Genomic DNA, 17,162 nt, shown 5'->3' on the forward strand with positions numbered 1-17,162 from the left:
GTCAGTGTTTGTCTGTTTCGCCGGCGTCGCGCAGCTCGTCCTTGCGCGCCGCCTTTTCCTCGAGGCCGGACAGGCCTTCGCGGCGCGCCAGCTCGTCGAGCACCTGCTGCGGCGTCAGGTCGAACTGCGCCAGCATCACCAGCGAGTGAAACCACAGGTCGGCGCATTCGTACAAGACCTTCGACGGGTCGTTGTCGCGGCGCGCATCCTTGGCGGCCATCACCGTTTCCGTCGCTTCCTCGCCGATTTTTTTCAAGATGGCATCATCGCCCTTGGCAAACAGACGCGCGACATAGGAAGTGGCGGGGTCGCCGCCGTTGGCCAGCTTGCGCGATTCGATCACGGCGGCCAGGCGTTTTAACGTTTCACTCATTTGCTCTTGCTTTCCGCATAAATCGTCTCAGGGTCTTTCAGGACGGGGTCGGTGATCTGCCATTCGCCCGTTTTCTCGTCGCCTTCGAACTTCTGGAAGAAGCACGAATGGCGGCCCGTATGGCAGGCGATGCCGCCCGCTTGCTCGATTTTCAGCAAGACCACGTCTTCGTCGCAATCGAGGCGGATTTCCAGCACCTTTTGCGTGTGGCCCGATTCTTCGCCCTTGTGCCACAGTTTCTTGCGCGAACGGCTCCAGTATACGGCTTCGCCCAGCTCCACCGTGCGCGCCAGCGCGTCGCGGTTCATCCAGGCGAACATCAGCACGTCATTGCTGCCCGCTTCCTGCGCGATCACGGGCACCAGGCCGTGCTCGTCCCATTTGACCTTTTTCAGCCACTTGGCATTGCTTGCTACGATGGTTCCGTTTTGCATGTTCTTCTATCCTGCTTGTATGTACTTTACGCCAGGCGCATGGGAATGCCCTGCTGCGCCATGAACTGCTTGGCTTCCTGCACCGTGTGCTGGCCATAGTGGAAGATGCTGGCGGCCAGCACGGCGTCCGCGCGGCCCACCTTGATGCCATCGACCAGGTCTTGCAAGCCACCCACGCCGCCCGAGGCGATCACGGGGATGCTGACGGCGTCGGATACGCCGCGCGTCAGGCCCAGGTCGAAGCCCACCTTGGTGCCGTCGCGGTCCATGCTGGTGAGCAAGATTTCACCGGCGCCCAGGCTTTCCATTTTACGCGCCCATTCGAACGCGTCCAGGCCCGTGGCCGTGCGTCCGCCATGGGTAAACACTTCCCACTTGCCGGGCGACACCTGCTTGGCGTCGATGGCGACGACGATGCATTGCGAACCGTGCTTTTGCGATGCCTCAAACACGAGCTGGGGGTTCGTCACGGCCGAGGTGTTGATGCTGACCTTGTCGGCGCCCGCGTTGAGCAGCCGGCGCACGTCTTCCACCACGCGCACGCCGCCGCCCACGGTCAGCGGAATGAACACTTGCGACGCCACCGCTTCGATGATGTCGAAGATCAGGCCGCGGTTGTCGCTCGAAGCGGTAATGTCGAGGAAAGTGATTTCGTCGGCGCCCTGCTCGTCATAGCGGCGGGCGATTTCCACGGGATCGCCCGCGTCGCGCAATTCCGTGAAGTTGACGCCTTTGACGACGCGGCCATTGGTCACGTCGAGGCAGGGGATGATACGTTTTGCAAGCATGATGGGTTCCAGATTGTCGCCAGGCCAGAACGCGCGCAGGCGCGTCCCGGCCGGGCAGGCTTAAACGGCGGCGTCGGTCAGTTCGTCGGCGCGTTCCTGCGCTTGCGCCAGGTCGATCGTGCCTTCATAGATGGAACGGCCGCAGATCACGCCTTCGATGCCTTCGGCCTGAACCGCGCACAGCGCTTCCACGTCGCCGATATTGTGCAGGCCGCCCGAGGCGATGACGGGGATCTTGACGGCTTGCGCCAGCTTGACGGTGGCTTCGATATTGATGCCGCCCATCATGCCGTCGCGGCCGATGTCCGTGTAGATGATCGACTCGACGCCGTAGGCTTCGAATTTTTTCGCCAGGTCGATCACTTCGTGGCCCGACATCTTGCTCCAGCCATCGGTTGCCACTTTGCCATCCTTGGCATCGAGGCCGACGATGATGTGGCCCGGGAAGGCGCCGCAGGCGTCGTGCAGGAAGCCGGGGCTTTTCACGGCCGCCGTGCCGATGATGATGTAGGTGATGCCGGCGTCGAGGTAGCGCTCGATGGTGTCGAGGTCGCGGATGCCGCCGCCCAGCTGCACGGGGATTTCCTCGATGTCGTTTTCCACGGCGAAATCTTGCACGGCCTTCAGGATGGCTTTCACGGCGCCTTCGTTCTTCGGCTTGCCGGCAAAAGCGCCGTTCAGGTCGACCAGGTGCAGCCGGCGCGCGCCTTGCATCAGCCAATGGCGGGCCATCTCGGCCGGGTCTTCGGAAAATACGGTGGCAAGTTCCATATCGCCTTGTTTCAGGCGTACGCAGTGACCGTCTTTCAGGTCGATGGCGGGAATAAGCAGCATGGTCAGTGTGATTTAAAAGTGAGTGAGAGGCGGAAAAAAAGCCGGAGAGCCAACGTTAAGGTTGCCAGTGAACGAAGTTCTTGTACAGCTGCAAGCCAGCGGCAGCACTTTTTTCAGGGTGGAACTGTGTCGCGAAAATATTATCACGGGCGACGGCGCAGGCGAACGGCGCGCCATAGACAGTCTCGCCCACCGTGTGCGCTGCCTCTTGAGGTTGAGCAAAATAGCTGTGCACAAAGTAAAAATACGCGTTGTCGGCGATGCCATCCCACATGACATGGGACGCCGTTTGCCGCACTTGGTTCCAGCCCATTTGCGGCACCTTGAAGCGCGAGCCGTCTTCCTGCACCTGGCCGTCGAGCTGGAAACGCACGACTTTGCCTGGCAGCAAGCCCAAACCGGCCGCGTCGCCCTCTTCGCTGCCGTCGAACAGCATTTGCTCGCCGATGCACACGCCCAGCACGGGCTTGCTGTCGGCGGCGCGCAGCAGCGCCTCCAATACGCCCGATTCGCGCAGGCTGCGCATGCAGTCGGGCATGGCGCCCTGGCCCGGCAGGACGATGCGGTCGGCGCTGTCGATGTCGGCAGCGACACCGGAAATGCGCACGTCGGCGTCCGGCGCCACGGCACGCAACGCTTGCGCCACCGAGCGCAAATTGCCCATGCCGTAATCCACCACCACAATTTTATTCATGTTTGATCCCGGAATCTACAATATAGCGAGAGCGGCGCTCACAGGCTGCCCTTGGTCGATGGAATGATGCCGGCCGCGCGCTCGTCGAGCTCGGCAGCCATGCGCAGCGCGCGGCCAAAGGCCTTGAACACGGTTTCGCACTGATGGTGGGCATTCGTGCCAAGCAGGTTGTCGATATGCAAGGTCACGCCCGCGTGGTTGACGAAGCCGCGGAAAAATTCCAGGGTCAGGTCGACGTCGAAGCCGGCGATCATGGCGCGCGTAAACGGGATGTGGTATTCGATGCCAGGGCGGCCCGAGAAATCGAGCACCACGCGCGACAGCGCCTCGTCCAGCGGCACGTAGGCGTGGCCATAGCGGCGGATGCCCTTCTTGTCGCCGATGGCCTTGGCCACGGCCATGCCCAGGGTGATGCCCACGTCTTCCACCGTATGGTGGTTGTCGATATGCACGTCGCCCGTCGCTTCGATATCGAGGTCGATCAAGCCATGGCGGGCGATCTGGTCCAGCATATGGTCGAGGAAGGGCACGCCGGTATTGAGCTTTTGGTGGCCCGTGCCGTCCAGGTTGAGGGCGACGCGAACTTGCGTCTCATTGGTGTTGCGCGTGATTTCTGCGGTGCGGTTCATGGGAGGCTCTGGCGATAGGCTAAACGAGGGATGCCTTGAAGGCATCGTAAAAAAGGGAATTTTCTTCCGGGGTGCTGACGCTGATGCGCAGGCAATTGGCCAGCGCAGCATGCATTTTACTCATATTTTTAATTAAAACCCTGCGGGCAAGCAGTTTTGCGCAAACATCGTCGGAATCTGCCACACGAATCAGAAGAAAATTTGCCTTCGAGGGAAATACCGTCACGCCGGGCAGCTCCGCTAAGCGCCGTGCCAGGTCGTCGCGCGCGCTGTTGAGCAGAGCCGCCTGCGCGTTGAGCACGTCGAGGTGCTCGAGCGCGAATTCGGCCGCCGCCTGCGTCAGCACATTCACATTGTACGGCGGACGCACTTTCTCGAACTGCGCCAGCAAGGCCGGCGCGGCCGACATGTAGCCGAGGCGGATGCCGGCCAGGCCCAGTTTCGACACGGTGCGCATCACCACCAGGTTTTCATATTCGGGCAGGCGGCCCATGAAGCTGCGCTGCGCGAACGGCTCGTAGGCTTCGTCGACGACGGCGATGCCCGTGTCGCCCAGGGCGGCGAGGAGGCCTTCGATATCGGCAGTGGCGAACAGGTTGCCCGTCGGGTTGTTAGGATACGCGAGGAAGACCAGCGCCGGGCGGTGCGCTTCGATGGCCGCCAGCATGGCCGGCATGTCCAGGCTGAAGTCCGGGTTCAACGGCACGCCGACAAAATCCATGCCGGCAAACTGCGCCGAGCGCGCATACATGACGAAGGCCGGCACGGGCGCCAGCAGCACGGCGCGCTGGCCCGGCGCTTGGCGGGCGCAGGCCATGGCCAGGATGGAAATCAGTTCATCGGAGCCGTTGCCCAGCATGACGTCGTAACCGGCGGGCACGCCCAGTTTGGCGCAGATGGCCGCCTGCAGGCTGGCGTACGACGGCGGATAGCGGTTCAGCGCCACGCCGGCCAGGCGCGCGCCCAGTTCCTCGCGCAGATGCTGCGGCAGCGGATACGGGTTTTCCATCGCATCGAGCTTGATGTAACCGCTGGCATCGGCTACCTGGTAGCTCTTGACGGCCCGCACATCGGCGCGCACGGTGTTGCTGATTAACTGATCGAGGAAAGACATGCTGCAAACACTCCTGATGAAATGAAATGGAGACTAAATGACGACGTCTTCCGGCACGCTAGCGCTGCGCGCCTTGCGGGCCGGCGCTTTTTTCACGGCGGGCGGCTTTTTCACGGCAGCCGTTTTTCTGACCGCCGCCGGCTTTTTCGCCGCCTTGGCGGGCTTGGCCGCGGGCGATGTGGCCGGTTCGGCCAGCTCCTGCGCGAGGGCCGCCAATCGCTGTTCGATGATGGCGCAGTAGTCGGGATTGAGTTCAAAACCGACGAAATCGCGCCCGCAGCGCTTGGCCGCCAGGGCCGTGGTGCCGCTGCCCATGAACAGGTCGAGCACCACGCCGCCGGGCGGGCACGACGCCTTGACCATGCGCTCGATGATTTCGAGCGGCTTTTGCGTCGGGTGGTCGGCCCGTTCCGGGTGTTCCTTGTGCAGGCGCGACACGCTCCACAAGTCTTTCGGGTTGTAGCCCACTTCCAGCCATTTGGCGCCGATGAAGATCGAGCGCGAACGGGCCTTCTTGGTGGCCGCGTCGTAGGCGATGCGCACCGCGTCAAGGTCGAAGTAGTAATCCTTGCGCTTGACGAAGAAGCCGATGGTGTCGTGCACCGATGAAAAGCTGCGCACGCTGCCGCCCATGGACGGCACGCGGCGATCCCAGATGATTTCATTCATCATCGCCATGCGCTGTTTCAGCATGACGAAGATCTCCGGCGAATAGCGCCAGGTGAGGAAGATATACAGGCTGCCGTTGGCTTTGAGCTTGGGCAGCGCCGAATCGATCCACTGTTCCGTCCAGCGCAGGTAGTCGGCCACCGACTGCTGGTCCGAGGCATTGCCGTAATCCTTGCCCAGGTTGTACGGCGGATCCGTCAGGATCAGGTCCACCGAGCCATCGGGAATGCGCGCCAGCCCCGCCAGCGCATCTTCGCAATAGACCCGGTTGACCCAGTCCGGCCGCTCCGCCATATTCGTCATGGCTGCGGCTTCAGACGCAGTTCGGCGCTGCGCGCGTGCGCCTGCAAGCCTTCGCCATACGCCAGGGTGGCGGCGACACGGCCCAGGGTTTGCGCGCCCGCCTCGCTGACGTGAATGATGGACGAACGCTTCTGGAAGTCGTACACGCCCAGCGGCGACGAAAAGCGCGCCGTGCGCGACGTCGGCAGCACGTGATTGGGACCGCAGCAATAGTCGCCCAGCGATTCGGACGAAAAGCGGCCCAGGAACATGGCGCCCGCGTGACGGATCTGCTCGGCCCACTGCTGCGGGTTGTCCGCCGAGATTTCCAGGTGCTCGGCGGCGATGGCATTGGCGATCTCGCACGCCTCTTGCATGCTGCGCACCTTGATCAGCGCGCCGCGGTCGGCCAGCGAAGTGCTGATGGTGGCCTGGCGCGGCATCGTCGGCAGCAGCCTGGCGATGCTCTCTTCCACTTTCGCGATGTAGGCCGCGTCGGGGCACAGCAGGATCGCCTGCGCCAGTTCGTCGTGCTCGGCCTGCGAAAACAGATCCATCGCGACCCAGTCCGGGTCCGTCGTGCCGTCGCACAGCACGAGGATTTCGGAAGGCCCCGCGATCATGTCGATGCCGACGATGCCGAACACGCGGCGCTTGGCGGCCGCCACATAGGCGTTGCCGGGGCCGACGATTTTGTCGACGGCGGCAATCGTCTGCGTGCCGTAGGCCAGCGCGCCGACGGCTTGCGCACCGCCGATGGTGATCACGCGCGTCACGCCCGCGATCGCGGCGGCGGCCAGCACCATCTGGTTTTTCACGCCATCGGGCGTCGGCACCACCATGATGATCTCGCCCACGCCCGCCACGTGCGCGGGAATGGCGTTCATCAGCACGGACGACGGATACGCGGCCTTGCCGCCCGGGACGTAGATGCCGACCCGGTCCAGCGGCGTGATTTTTTGCCCCAGCACCGTGCCATCGGGCTCGGTGTAAGTAAAACCGCGCAATTCCTCGCGCTGGCGTTCGTGGAAGGCGCGGATGCGCTGGGCGGCGATCTGCAGCGCCTCGCGCTGGGCCGACGGCAGGCCGTTCAGGGCCGCCTGCAGTTCGGCTTGCGAAATATCGAAGGCCGCCATTTCCGCCGCGCCGCCATGCGGGATGCGGTCGAAACGGTTGGTGTATTCCAGGACGGCGGCGTCGCCGCGCGTTTTCACGTCGGCCAGGATTTTTGCGACCGACGTTTCAATCGCTGCATCGGTGCCCGCCTCGAACGCCAGCAAGGTGTCGAGCGATTGTTGGAAACCTTCCTGGCTTGAATCGAGCTTGCGTATCTGTATCGGCATAATCGGCTTTCTGCTACTGAATGTGTCTAGGCTTGCGAGGCGCGTTCAAACGCCTCGATAATCGGCTGCAAGCGCTCGCGCTTGAGCTTTAATGCCGCCTGGTTAACCACCAGGCGCGACGAAATTTCCATGATGTGCTCGACCTCGACGAGGTTGTTCGCCCGCAAAGTGCTGCCCGTGCTGACCAGGTCGACGATCGCGTCGGACAGGCCGACCAACGGCGCCAGCTCCATCGAGCCATACAGCTTGATCAGGTCGACGTGCACGCCCTTGGCGGCGAAATGCTCGCGCGCCGTGTGCACGAATTTGGTGGCCACGCGCAAGCGCGCGCCCTGGTGCACGGCCTTTTCATAGTCGAAACCGGCCTGCACCGCCACCGACATGCGGCAGGAAGCGATATTCAGGTCGATCGGCTGGTACAGGCCTTCGCCGCCGTGTTCCAGCAGCACGTCCTTGCCCGCCACGCCGAAATCGGCCGCGCCGTACTGCACGTAGGTCGGTACGTCGCTGGCGCGCACGATGATGACGCGCACGTTCGGATCGTTGGTGGCCAAAATCAGCTTGCGCGAAGTCTCCGGGTTTTCCAGCACCTTGATGCCGGCCGCTTCCAGCAGCGGCATGGTGTCCTCAAAAATGCGGCCCTTCGAGAGCGCCAGGATCAGCTGGGAGCTGTCGCCGTTGTTCGATCCGTTCATGCTCGTTCCTTGTTATTTAATACGTACGATGTTCGCGCCGACGGCCGACAATTTGACTTCCATGCGGTCGTAGCCGCGGTCGAGGTGATAGATGCGGTCGATCAGCGTTTCGCCGTCGGCGGCCAGGGCCGCGATCACCAGCGAGGCCGAGGCGCGCAGGTCGGTCGCCATCACGGGCGCGCCGCGCAGCTGCTTGACGCCGGCGATGATGGCCGTATTGCCCTCGATGGTGATGTCGGCGCCCAGGCGGTTCATTTCCTGCACGTGCATGTAGCGGTTCTCGAAAATCGTCTCGGTGACGCGGCTGGCGCCATTGGCAATCGTGTTGACGGCCATGAACTGCGCCTGCATGTCGGTCGGGAAGCCCGGGTATTCCGTCGTGCGGAAGCTGACGGGGTTCGGACGGGCCGACATCTCGGCACGGATCCAGTCGGCGCCGAAGGTCATCGTCAGGCCCATGGCGCGCAGCTTGTCGAGCGCCGCGTCGAGAATGTCGGTGCGCACGTTGCGCAGGGTGATGTCGCCGCCGGTGGCCGCCACGGCGCACAGGAAGGTACCCGTTTCGATACGGTCGGCGATCACCGCGTGCGAGGCGCCGTGCAAGGCGTCCACGCCCTGGATCACCAGGCGGCTGGTGCCGATGCCGTCGATCTTCGCGCCCATGGCCACCAGCAGGTGCGCCAGGTCGGTCACTTCCGGTTCGCAGGCGGCGTTTTCCAGGATGGTCTCGCCTTCGGCCAGGGTCGCTGCCATCAGCAGGTTTTCGGTGCCAGTGACGGTGATCATGTCGGTGACGATGCGCGCGCCCTTGAGCTTGGCGCACTTGGCGTAGATGTAGCCCGCTTCGATGCGGATCTCGGCGCCCAGCGCCTCTAAACCCTTGATGTGCTGGTCGACGGGACGCGAACCGATGGCGCAGCCGCCCGGCAGCGAGACCTTGGCTTCGCCGAAGCGCGCCAGCATGGGGCCCAGCACGAGGATCGAGGCGCGCATGGTTTTCACCAGTTCATACGGCGCTTCCAGGGTGTCGATGGCGCTGCCGTTGAGAACCACGCGGTCGCCGTCCTGCTGCACTTTCAGGCCCGTCTGGCCCAGCAATTTGAGCATGGTGGCCACGTCGTGCAAATGCGGCACGTTGGTCAGGTCCAGGTCGCCCGCGGTCAGCAGACCCGCGCACAGGATGGGCAGGGCGGCGTTTTTCGCGCCGGAGATGGCGATGTCGCCGTTCAGGCGGTTGCCGCCGTTGATGAGGAGCTTGTCCATGTGCTTATCCTTGGAATTCTTCAGGTGTCAGGGTTTTCATCGACAGCGCGTGGATTTCTTCGCGCATGCGGTCGCCCAGCGCCGCGTAGACGATCTGGTGACGCTGGATCAGGCGCTTGCCGGCAAACGCGGGCGAGACGATCACGGCCTGGAAGTGCTGGCCATCGCCCTCCACTTCGAGGTGCGTGCATTCGAGGCCGGCCGACAGGTAGCCGTGGATCAGTTCTGGAGTGGTGGTCACGATAAGTCCTTGATATTGAATAATGTAGTGATGTGATGTGCCGTAATCAATGGCGCAATCTGTAACCGCTTTTCAGCAGGCGGATCGATGCCAGCGCCAGGATCACGAGGAAGCCGGCGACGATGGAAAGACTGAGCCACGGGCTGACGTCGGACACGCCGAAGAAGCCGTAGCGGAAGCCGTCGATCATGTAGAAGAAGGGGTTCAGGTGCGATACCGTCTGCCAGAATGGCGGCAGCGAGTGGATCGAGTAGAACACGCCCGACAAAAAGGTGGCCGGCATGATCAAAAAGTTCTGGAAGGCGGCCAGCTGGTCGAATTTCTCGGCCCAGATGCCGGCGATCAGGCCCATGGTGCCCAGCATGGCGGCGCCCAGGAAGGCGAAGATGACGATCCACAGCGGCGCGACAAACGACAGGTCGGCGAACCAGCAGGTGATGGCAAACACGCCAAAGCCCACGGCCAGGCCGCGCGCGACGGAAGCGAGTACATACGCCGAGAAGATTTCCCAGTGCGACAGGGGCGTGAGCAGCACGAACACCAGGTTGCCCGTGATCTTAGACTGGATCAGCGAGGACGAGGAATTGGCAAACGCGTTTTGCAGCACGCTCATCATCACCAGGCCGGGAATCAGAAAGGCCGTGTAGCTAACGCCGGGGCTCGGCTCCACGCGGCCGTCGAGCACATGGCCGAACACCAGCAGGTACAGCATCGACGTGAGCACGGGTGCGGCCACGGTTTGCGTCGCCACTTTCCAGAAGCGCAGCGTCTCTTTGTAGACGAGGGTGCGAAATCCTGTCGAAATCATACGGTACCTTTATCCATGATCTGCAAGAAGATATCTTCCAGGTCGGCTTGTTGCAATTGCATTTCATCGATCTCGACGCCCGCTTCGCGCAGGCGGGCGAGGATTTTCTCGACTTCGCTGTATTCGTTGACGCGCAGGCTGAACTTGTTCGGTGCCTGCTGTTCTTCCGGGTGCAGCACCAGGTGCTGCAGGTCGGCCGGCAGGCTGCCGTGTTTCAGGTGCACCTGCAGCTGCGAGCCGGCGATGCGGCGGATCAGCGCCGACATGGTGTCGAGCGCCACCACCTTCCCGCTTTTCAGCATGGCGACGCGCTGGCACATGGCTTGCGCCTCTTCCAGGTAGTGGGTGGTCAGCACGACCGTGTGGCCGCCTTCGCGGTTCAGGCGCGAGATGAACTTCCACAGGGTCTGGCGCAGTTCCACGTCGACGCCGGCCGTCGGTTCATCGAGCACGATGACGGGCGGCTTGTGCACCAGCGCCTGGGCCACGAGCACGCGGCGCTTCATGCCGCCGGACAGCGCGCGCATATTCGTGTCGGCCTTGCCGGTCAGGTCGAGGTTTTCCATGACCTCGTCGATCCACTTGTCGTTGTTCGGCAGGCCGAAGTAGCCGGACTGCAGGCGCAGGGTTTCGCGCACGGTGAAAAACGGGTCGAACACGAGTTCCTGCGGCACCACGCCCAGGTTGCGGCGCGCATTGCGGAAGTCCTTGACCACGTCGTGGCCGTGGATCTTGACGGTGCCCGCGTCGGGGCGTATCAGGCCGGCGATGATGGAAATGAGGGTGGTCTTGCCGGCGCCGTTGGGACCGAGCAGGCCAAAGAACTCGCCTTCTTCGATGGCCAGCGACACGCCGCCCAGCGCCTTGAGCGATTTATAGCTCTTTTCTACATTCGTGATTTGAATTGCGGTCATGTGCTTGTTTCAAGTGTAATGCGTCTGGTGTGATGCGCCGGCTGCCGGGGAAAGCCAGGCTGGCAGGCCGGCGCAGGGCGCCCCTTCCGTGGAGGGTGGCGCAACAGTCAATTATAGTTGGAAACTTCGTGGAACACTTGGAGATCAATCCGGCGGCGCTGCTGGCCTGCCGGCTTGAAAGCTACTGCTGATGCGGGGAGTGGGACAGGATCAATGATGATGCAGGTCGGACGGGCTGCGCTCGGCGTGGCCGCCGGCGCTGGCGCAGTCGTCGGCCGTCAAGGTGCTCGAAACGAGCGAGCAGACGCCATACAGCTTGGTGAGGTTTTTCAGGTTGTTCGGCAGGTTTTTCAGCTCCAGCACGCCGCCCGCGTCCTGCGCGGCGCGCTGCCACGTCAGCATGACGGACACGGCGGCCGAATCGACGGCCTTGACGTTGCGCAAGTCGAACTTCGTCTGACCCGAGCGGATGGCGTCCAGACCCTGCTCCAATGCCGAAGTGGCATTGTGCACGGTCAGGGAAGTCAGGGACTGCAAGGTGTCGAGAGAGTCGGGCATGGCGTCGGGCTGCGCTGATCTGGAGCTGGGTCTGGAGCTATATGATAGCCGATTATTTGGCTTTGGCAGCGGGACGGCTGGCCAGGGCCTTGTTTTTTGCCTGCAAGGTCTTGATCAGGCCATCGATGCCGCCCTTGCTGATCTCGCTGGCGAAGCTGCTTTTGTACGTTTCCACCAGCCACGCGCCCAGCACGTTGATGTCATAGATCTTCCAGCCGGACGGGGTTTTCGCCACGCGGTAGTTCAGGGGCACGGGTTCGCCGCGCGCCACGTTGACCTGCGAACGCACTTCCACTTCCGTGTCAGCCGGGTCGGCGCGCAGCGGCTTGAATTCCACGGTTTCGTTCTTGATCTGCGACAGGGCGCCCGAGTACGTGTAGATCAGCAGGGTGCGGAATTCCGCCGACAGCTGCTTTTGCTGGTCCGGCGTGGCGTCGCGCCAGAAGCGGCCGGCGGCCAGGGCCGTCATGCGCTGGAAATCCACGTAAGGCAGGATTTTGCTTTCCACCAACTCGGTGACGCGCTTGATATCGCCAGCCTGAATGGCCTTGTCGTTCTTGGCCGTGTCGATCACGTCCTGGCTGATGCGCTTGACCAAGACGTCCGGCGCTTCGACAGCAGGAGCGGCCTGGGCGGCGGTGGCAAAGGCGATGGTCGCCATCGCCAGCAGTTGTTTCATCAATTTCATGGTTCTACCTTTCATGGTGTTGCTATGCACCGGCTGGCGTTGATCGCAGCCGTGGTGTTTCTGTACCGGAGTTTACTCCTGGGGCCTGGCCTCGGAAGCAACGGTATTGCTACCAGATGTTACGAGGTCCGCTGGCGCCACCTCGGCGGCGGCCGTGGCCGCAGGCGCGTCATTGGCAGCTTGCGGTTTGGCCTCGTACTCCGGCTCGTAATCGCTGGTGTCGTTTTTTGGCACTTTGCGGTCGCGGCGGTCCGTATCGCCGTCGAAAACCTTGCTTTCACGCGCTTGCAGGAAGCCGTCGCGGATGAATTCATAACGGTCCAGCGCGGCCGCTTCCATCAGGTTGGTCGCGTCGAGCAGCGCGGCGCGCTTGTCGACCACGCGCGTCACCGTGCCGATATTGCGTACATTGACGGGATCCTTGTAGCGCCATGGGTCGCCCGCGATATCGAGCGGCAAGGCCACCGTGTCGCGCACGGTCGATGGACCCAGCAGCGGCAGCATCACGTACGGACCCGACTGGACGCCGTACCAGCCCAGGGTCTGGCCAAAGTCTTCGTTATGCTTGGGAATGCCGGCCTGCGACGCGATGTCGATTAGGCCGAGGATGCCGAAGGTCGAGTTCATGCTGACGCGCACGACGTCTTGCAAGCCCGCTTCACCCTTGCCTTGCAGCAAGTTGTTCACGGCACTCCACACATCGGCCAGGTTGCCGAAGAAGTTGCCCACGCCCGTTTGCACGAACGACGGCGTCACCGTCTTGTAGGCCGTGGCAACGGGCTTCAGCGCCACCTGGTCGACGGTATCGTTAAACTTGAACATCGCGCGGTTATACCCTTCCAGCGGGTCGCGCGGATTGGTGCCGGTGGCGCAAGCGCTCACGCTGGCGGCGATGGCCAGGGCCAGGCTGATACGCGCCAGGCTGCCTTGGGGTTTCTTGGTCGACTCGCTCATTTGCTGTCCTTTCCTTCCGCTGCCTTGCTGTAGATGAACTGATTGATCAGGTCTTCCAGCACTGTGGCCGATTGAGTACGGGCGATCTTGTCGCCCTCTGCCAAGTTCGCCAAATCGCCGCCTGCTTCCAGGCCGATATATTGCTCACCCAGCAAACCGGCCGTCAAAATCTTGGCCGAGCTGTCTTTCGGAAATTTGTAGCCATCTTCGATGTCGAGTTTCACCAGCGCCTGATACGTCTTGTCGTCAAAGCGGATCTCCGCCACGCGCCCCACCACCACGCCAGCGCCCTTGACGGGCGCCTGCGGCTTGAGACCGCCAATATTGTCGAACTTGGCCGTAATGGTATACGTCTTGCTGAAAGACAGCGAGCTCATATTGCCGGCCTTGAGCGCCAAAAACATCAATGCCGCCACACCCAGCAAGACGAACAAGCCGACCCAGACATCCAAAGATTTACGTTGCATAAACAATCCTAAATAATTTTTACTTGCCGCCACCTGCGCAGAACACTGCCCAGGCCGATAATTTTGTCGCCTATCGGCAATTACTTGCTAAACATCAACGCCGTCATCATGAAATCGAGCCACCACACCATCAACGACGAAATGACCACCGTGCGCGTGGTGGCGCCGGACACGTCTTCCGGCGTCGGCTGCGCCTGGTAACCCTGGAACAGCGCGATGAAGGTCACCGCGATGCCGAACACCAGGCTCTTGATGGTGCCGTTGCCCACTTCTTTCCAGACATCCACGCCGCCTTGCATCTGCGACCAGAACGAGCCTTCATCGACGCCGATCAGCACCACGCCGACCAGGTAGCTGCCGATGATGCCGACGGCCGTGAAGATGGCGCCCAGGATCGGCATGGCGATCACGCCGGCCCAGAAACGGGGCGCCAGCACGCGCTGGATCGGGTTGACGGCCATCATTTCCATGGCCGACAGTTGCTCGCCCGCCTTCATCAGGCCGATTTCCGCCGTCAGCGAGGTGCCGGCGCGGCCGGCGAACAGCAGCGCCGTGACGACAGGGCCCAGTTCGCGCGTCAGCGACAGCGCCACCAGCAAGCCCAGCGACTGCTCGGCGCCATACGTGGTCAAGGTGTAATAGCCTTGCAAACCCAGCACCATGCCGACAAACAGGCCGGAGACGGCGGTAATCACCAGCGAGCGGTTACCGATAAAAAACAGTTGCTCGATCACCAGGCGCGGACGGCGCCACAGGCCGCCCGACGAGGCGATGATGATAAAGAACGAACGCACGGCAAAGCCGAGGTCTTGTACCGAATTGCGCAACCATGCTCCGATCGACGCGAGGAAACGCGCGATCATCGGCCCGCTCCCGCATGCAGGCCCAGGTCGTCGGCCAGCGACTTGCCCGGGTAATGGAACGGCACGGGGCCATCGGCCTCGGCATTGACGAATTGCTTGACGTACGGATGCGTCGACACGGCCATCTCGGCCGGCGTGCCGTGCGCCACAATTTTGCCCGATGACAGAAAATAGACGTAATCAGCGATGGCGAAACACTCCTTCACATCGTGCGATACCAGGATAGACGTGGAGCCCAGCGCATCGTTCAGATTGCGGATCAAATTGGCCGTCACGCCCATGGAAATCGGGTCCAGGCCGGCGAACGGCTCGTCGTACATGATCAGTTCAGGGTCGAGCGCGATGGCGCGCGCCAGCGCGACGCGGCGGCCCATGCCGCCCGAAATCTCGGCCGGCTTCAATTGCGCCGCATTACGCAAGCCCACGGCGTGCAGCTTCATCAGCACCAGGGTGCGGATCAGCTCTTCATTCAAGTCCGTATGTTCGCGCAGGGGGAACGCCACGTTTTCGAACGCCGTCAGGTCCGTAAACAGGGCGCCGTGCTGGAACAGCATGCCCATCTTGCGGCGCAGCCGATACAACTCGTCGGTTCCCAGCGTATGCACGATCTGGCCGTCCACATTCACGGAACCGGAACTGGGGCGCAGCTGCCCGCCGATCAGGCGCAGTACGGTCGTCTTGCCACTGCCGGAGCCACCCATGACGGCCACAACTTTTCCACGTGGGAAATCCATTTGAAGGCCCGATAAAATCGAACGTTCTCCATAGGCAAAGTGTAAATCACGGATCTCAACAAGATTTGGCACGACGAAGCTCACTATTTTAATGGCGTATTGTAGTGCAGAAACGCCAACCTCTGCTGAGACACCCCTTGGGACAGCCCCGTAAAGGGGAAGAATACAACACTAATGAATTGAAAGTCAGATATTGTAGTGGAAATTTGACCTGCGCATCGCGCCCCCATCCGCCGGCGTTCATGGCCGTCCACTTGATAACTAAAATAACAAGGGCCACGCCGCAATCCGCGCCGTGGCCCTGTCAAAAAACGAACAGTTGCTCGTTAATTAGCGTGGCAGCAGGGATGCCCCCATCAGGAACTCATCGACGGCGCGCGCGCACTGGCGCCCTTCGCGGATGGCCCACACCACCAGCGACTGGCCACGGCGCATGTCGCCGGCCGCAAACACCTTGGCCACCGAGGTCTGGTAGCAGCCGGCGCCATCCGTTGTCGCCTTGACATTGCCGCGCGCATCCGTATCGACGCCGAACGCTTGCAACACTTGTTGTACTGGTGAAACAAAACCCATGGCCAGGAAGACCAGGTCCGCCTTCATCTCGAATTCCGAGTTCGGCACTTCGCTCATCTTGCCGTCTTTCCATTCGACTCTGCAGGCGATCAGCTTTTCCACCTTGCCGCCCTTGCCTTCGAAACGCTTGGTGGCCACGGCCCAGTCGCGCTCGCAGCCTTCCTCGTGCGAGGACGAGGTGCGCAGCTTGGTCGGCCAGTACGGCCAGACCAGCGGCTTGTTTTCCTGTTCCGGCGGCTGCGGCATCAGTTCGAACTGGGCCACCGAGGCGGCGCCGTGGCGGTTCGAGGTGCCCACGCAGTCGGAACCCGTGTCGCCGCCGCCGATCACCACCACGTGCTTGCCCGTCGCCTTGATCTGGTCCTTGAGCTTGTCGCCCGCGTTGACCTTGTTTTGCAGCGGCAGGAAATCCATGGCGAAGTGCACGCCTTTCAATTCGCGGCCCGGCACGGGCAAGTCGCGCGGCTGCTCGGCGCCGCCGGCCATGATGACGGCGTCAAATTCTTTTTCCAGGTCTTCCGGGAAAATGGTTTCCTTGGCCCAGTTGTTTACATGCGCAGGGAAATCCTTGCCGACCAGCACGCTGGTGCGGAAGACCACGCCTTCGGCTTCCATCTGTTTCACGCGCAGGTCGATGTGCGATTTTTCCATCTTGAAGTCGGGGATGCCATAACGCAGCAAGCCGCCGACCCGGTCGCTCTTTTCAAACACCGTGACGGCATGGCCGGCGCGCGCCAGCTGCTGCGCCGCCGCCAGGCCGGCAGGACCGGAGCCGACGATGGCCACTTTCTTGCCGGTGCTAAAACTCGCCGGCTGCGGCGTGACCCAGCCGTGCTCCCAGCCCATGTCGATGATTTTATGTTCGATCGACTTGATGCCGACCGGATCTTCATGGATGCCCAGGGTACAGGCCGATTCGCACGGCGCCGGGCAGATGCGGCCCGTAAATTCCGGGAAGTTATTCGTCGAATGCAAGATATCGAGCGCTTCGCGGTAGGCGCCGCGGTACACCAGGTCATTCCAGTCGGGAATGATGTTATTCACGGGGCAACCCGTGGTACAGAAGGGAATGCCGCAATCCATGCAGCGCGCGCCCTGCACGGTCGCTTGCGCGTCCGACAGGTGCAAGACGAATTCCTTGTAGTTCTTCAGGCGCGCGGCAGGCTCCAGATAGTGTTCGTCCTGGCGCTTGAATTCCATGAAGCCGGTAATTTTACCCACGATGTTTCCTTTGTATTTGGCTG

The 17,162-nt window shown here is 62.2% G+C and carries 21 protein-coding genes; all 21 read right to left on the reverse strand.

The annotated features are described in order from the left end of the window. Window position 1: 1 nt before the first annotated feature. On the reverse strand, window positions 2-373 hold the full coding sequence (locus JAB8_RS14510; RefSeq protein WP_034753849.1) for a phosphoribosyl-ATP diphosphatase: 372 nt from the start codon (window positions 371-373) through the stop codon (window positions 2-4). Next, window positions 370-807 carry a phosphoribosyl-AMP cyclohydrolase gene (gene hisI, locus JAB8_RS14515; protein WP_070219635.1) on the reverse strand — a complete coding sequence of 146 codons (438 nt, stop codon included), beginning with the start codon at window positions 805-807 and terminating at the stop codon, window positions 370-372. The genes JAB8_RS14510 and hisI overlap by 4 nt, the downstream gene beginning before the upstream one ends. Before the next feature lie 26 nt (window positions 808-833). Beyond that, window positions 834-1,595: an imidazole glycerol phosphate synthase subunit HisF gene (gene hisF, locus JAB8_RS14520; protein WP_070290307.1), complete on the reverse strand. Its 762-nt coding sequence runs from the start codon at window positions 1,593-1,595 to the stop codon at window positions 834-836. Between the two features lie 60 nt (window positions 1,596-1,655). Further along, window positions 1,656-2,429, reverse strand: a complete 774-nt coding sequence (hisA, locus tag JAB8_RS14525; RefSeq protein ID WP_070219639.1) for a 1-(5-phosphoribosyl)-5-[(5-phosphoribosylamino)methylideneamino]imidazole-4-carboxamide isomerase — start codon at window positions 2,427-2,429, stop codon at window positions 1,656-1,658. A 55-nt stretch (window positions 2,430-2,484) separates the two neighbouring features. Further along, window positions 2,485-3,123 carry an imidazole glycerol phosphate synthase subunit HisH gene (hisH, locus tag JAB8_RS14530; RefSeq protein WP_071650181.1) on the reverse strand — a complete coding sequence of 213 codons (639 nt, stop codon included), beginning with the start codon at window positions 3,121-3,123 and terminating at the stop codon, window positions 2,485-2,487. Between the two features lie 38 nt (window positions 3,124-3,161). Next, window positions 3,162-3,752: an imidazoleglycerol-phosphate dehydratase HisB gene (gene hisB / locus JAB8_RS14535; RefSeq protein WP_070290310.1), complete on the reverse strand. Its 591-nt coding sequence runs from the start codon at window positions 3,750-3,752 to the stop codon at window positions 3,162-3,164. Window positions 3,753-3,771: 19 nt separating this feature from the next. After that, window positions 3,772-4,866 (reverse strand): histidinol-phosphate transaminase, encoded by a 1,095-nt coding sequence (gene hisC, locus JAB8_RS14540; protein WP_070290312.1) that lies wholly within the window; start codon window positions 4,864-4,866, stop codon window positions 3,772-3,774. A gap of 33 nt (window positions 4,867-4,899) precedes the next feature. Then, window positions 4,900-5,829: a site-specific DNA-methyltransferase gene (locus JAB8_RS14545; RefSeq protein ID WP_070290375.1), complete on the reverse strand. Its 930-nt coding sequence runs from the start codon at window positions 5,827-5,829 to the stop codon at window positions 4,900-4,902. Between the two features lie 5 nt (window positions 5,830-5,834). Further along, on the reverse strand, window positions 5,835-7,160 hold the full coding sequence (gene hisD / locus JAB8_RS14550) for a histidinol dehydrogenase (RefSeq protein ID WP_070219644.1): 1,326 nt from the start codon (window positions 7,158-7,160) through the stop codon (window positions 5,835-5,837). A gap of 26 nt (window positions 7,161-7,186) precedes the next feature. After that, window positions 7,187-7,855, reverse strand: a complete 669-nt coding sequence (gene hisG, locus JAB8_RS14555; protein WP_070219646.1) for an ATP phosphoribosyltransferase — start codon at window positions 7,853-7,855, stop codon at window positions 7,187-7,189. 12 nt (window positions 7,856-7,867) lie between these two features. Beyond that, entirely contained in the window at window positions 7,868-9,118 is a 1,251-nt protein-coding gene (gene murA, locus JAB8_RS14560) for a UDP-N-acetylglucosamine 1-carboxyvinyltransferase (RefSeq protein WP_070290314.1), read from the reverse strand. Window positions 9,119-9,122: 4 nt separating this feature from the next. Next, entirely contained in the window at window positions 9,123-9,359 is a 237-nt protein-coding gene (locus tag JAB8_RS14565) for a BolA/IbaG family iron-sulfur metabolism protein (RefSeq protein ID WP_034753824.1), read from the reverse strand. Window positions 9,360-9,405: 46 nt separating this feature from the next. Beyond that, complete coding sequence (locus JAB8_RS14570) at window positions 9,406-10,167, reverse strand: ABC transporter permease (RefSeq protein ID WP_070290316.1); 762 nt, start codon at window positions 10,165-10,167, stop codon at window positions 9,406-9,408. After that, window positions 10,164-11,081 carry an ABC transporter ATP-binding protein gene (locus JAB8_RS14575; RefSeq protein ID WP_070290317.1) on the reverse strand — a complete coding sequence of 306 codons (918 nt, stop codon included), beginning with the start codon at window positions 11,079-11,081 and terminating at the stop codon, window positions 10,164-10,166. Before JAB8_RS14575 ends, JAB8_RS14570 begins: the two co-directional genes overlap by 4 nt. A 210-nt stretch (window positions 11,082-11,291) precedes the next feature. Further along, entirely contained in the window at window positions 11,292-11,639 is a 348-nt protein-coding gene (locus JAB8_RS14580) for an STAS domain-containing protein (protein ID WP_070219654.1), read from the reverse strand. 52 nt (window positions 11,640-11,691) lie between these two features. Next, window positions 11,692-12,327: an ABC transporter substrate-binding protein gene (locus JAB8_RS14585; RefSeq protein ID WP_070219656.1), complete on the reverse strand. Its 636-nt coding sequence runs from the start codon at window positions 12,325-12,327 to the stop codon at window positions 11,692-11,694. Window positions 12,328-12,399: 72 nt separating this feature from the next. After that, window positions 12,400-13,281 carry a VacJ family lipoprotein gene (locus JAB8_RS14590; RefSeq protein ID WP_070290319.1) on the reverse strand — a complete coding sequence of 294 codons (882 nt, stop codon included), beginning with the start codon at window positions 13,279-13,281 and terminating at the stop codon, window positions 12,400-12,402. Further along, window positions 13,278-13,748: an outer membrane lipid asymmetry maintenance protein MlaD gene (gene mlaD / locus JAB8_RS14595; protein WP_070219660.1), complete on the reverse strand. Its 471-nt coding sequence runs from the start codon at window positions 13,746-13,748 to the stop codon at window positions 13,278-13,280. The genes JAB8_RS14590 and mlaD overlap by 4 nt, the downstream gene beginning before the upstream one ends. Window positions 13,749-13,828: 80 nt before the next feature. Beyond that, complete coding sequence (gene mlaE / locus JAB8_RS14600) at window positions 13,829-14,611, reverse strand: lipid asymmetry maintenance ABC transporter permease subunit MlaE (RefSeq protein WP_070219663.1); 783 nt, start codon at window positions 14,609-14,611, stop codon at window positions 13,829-13,831. After that, entirely contained in the window at window positions 14,608-15,417 is an 810-nt protein-coding gene (locus JAB8_RS14605) for an ABC transporter ATP-binding protein (protein WP_070290376.1), read from the reverse strand. The genes mlaE and JAB8_RS14605 overlap by 4 nt, the downstream gene beginning before the upstream one ends. Window positions 15,418-15,675: 258 nt before the next feature. Further along, on the reverse strand, window positions 15,676-17,139 hold the full coding sequence (locus JAB8_RS14610; RefSeq protein ID WP_070290321.1) for a glutamate synthase subunit beta: 1,464 nt from the start codon (window positions 17,137-17,139) through the stop codon (window positions 15,676-15,678). Between the last annotated feature and the right edge of the window lie 23 nt (window positions 17,140-17,162).

It is taken from the genome of Janthinobacterium sp. HH106 (assembly GCF_001758725.1).
In the GTDB taxonomy this organism is placed as follows: Bacteria; Pseudomonadota; Gammaproteobacteria; order Burkholderiales; family Burkholderiaceae_D; genus Janthinobacterium.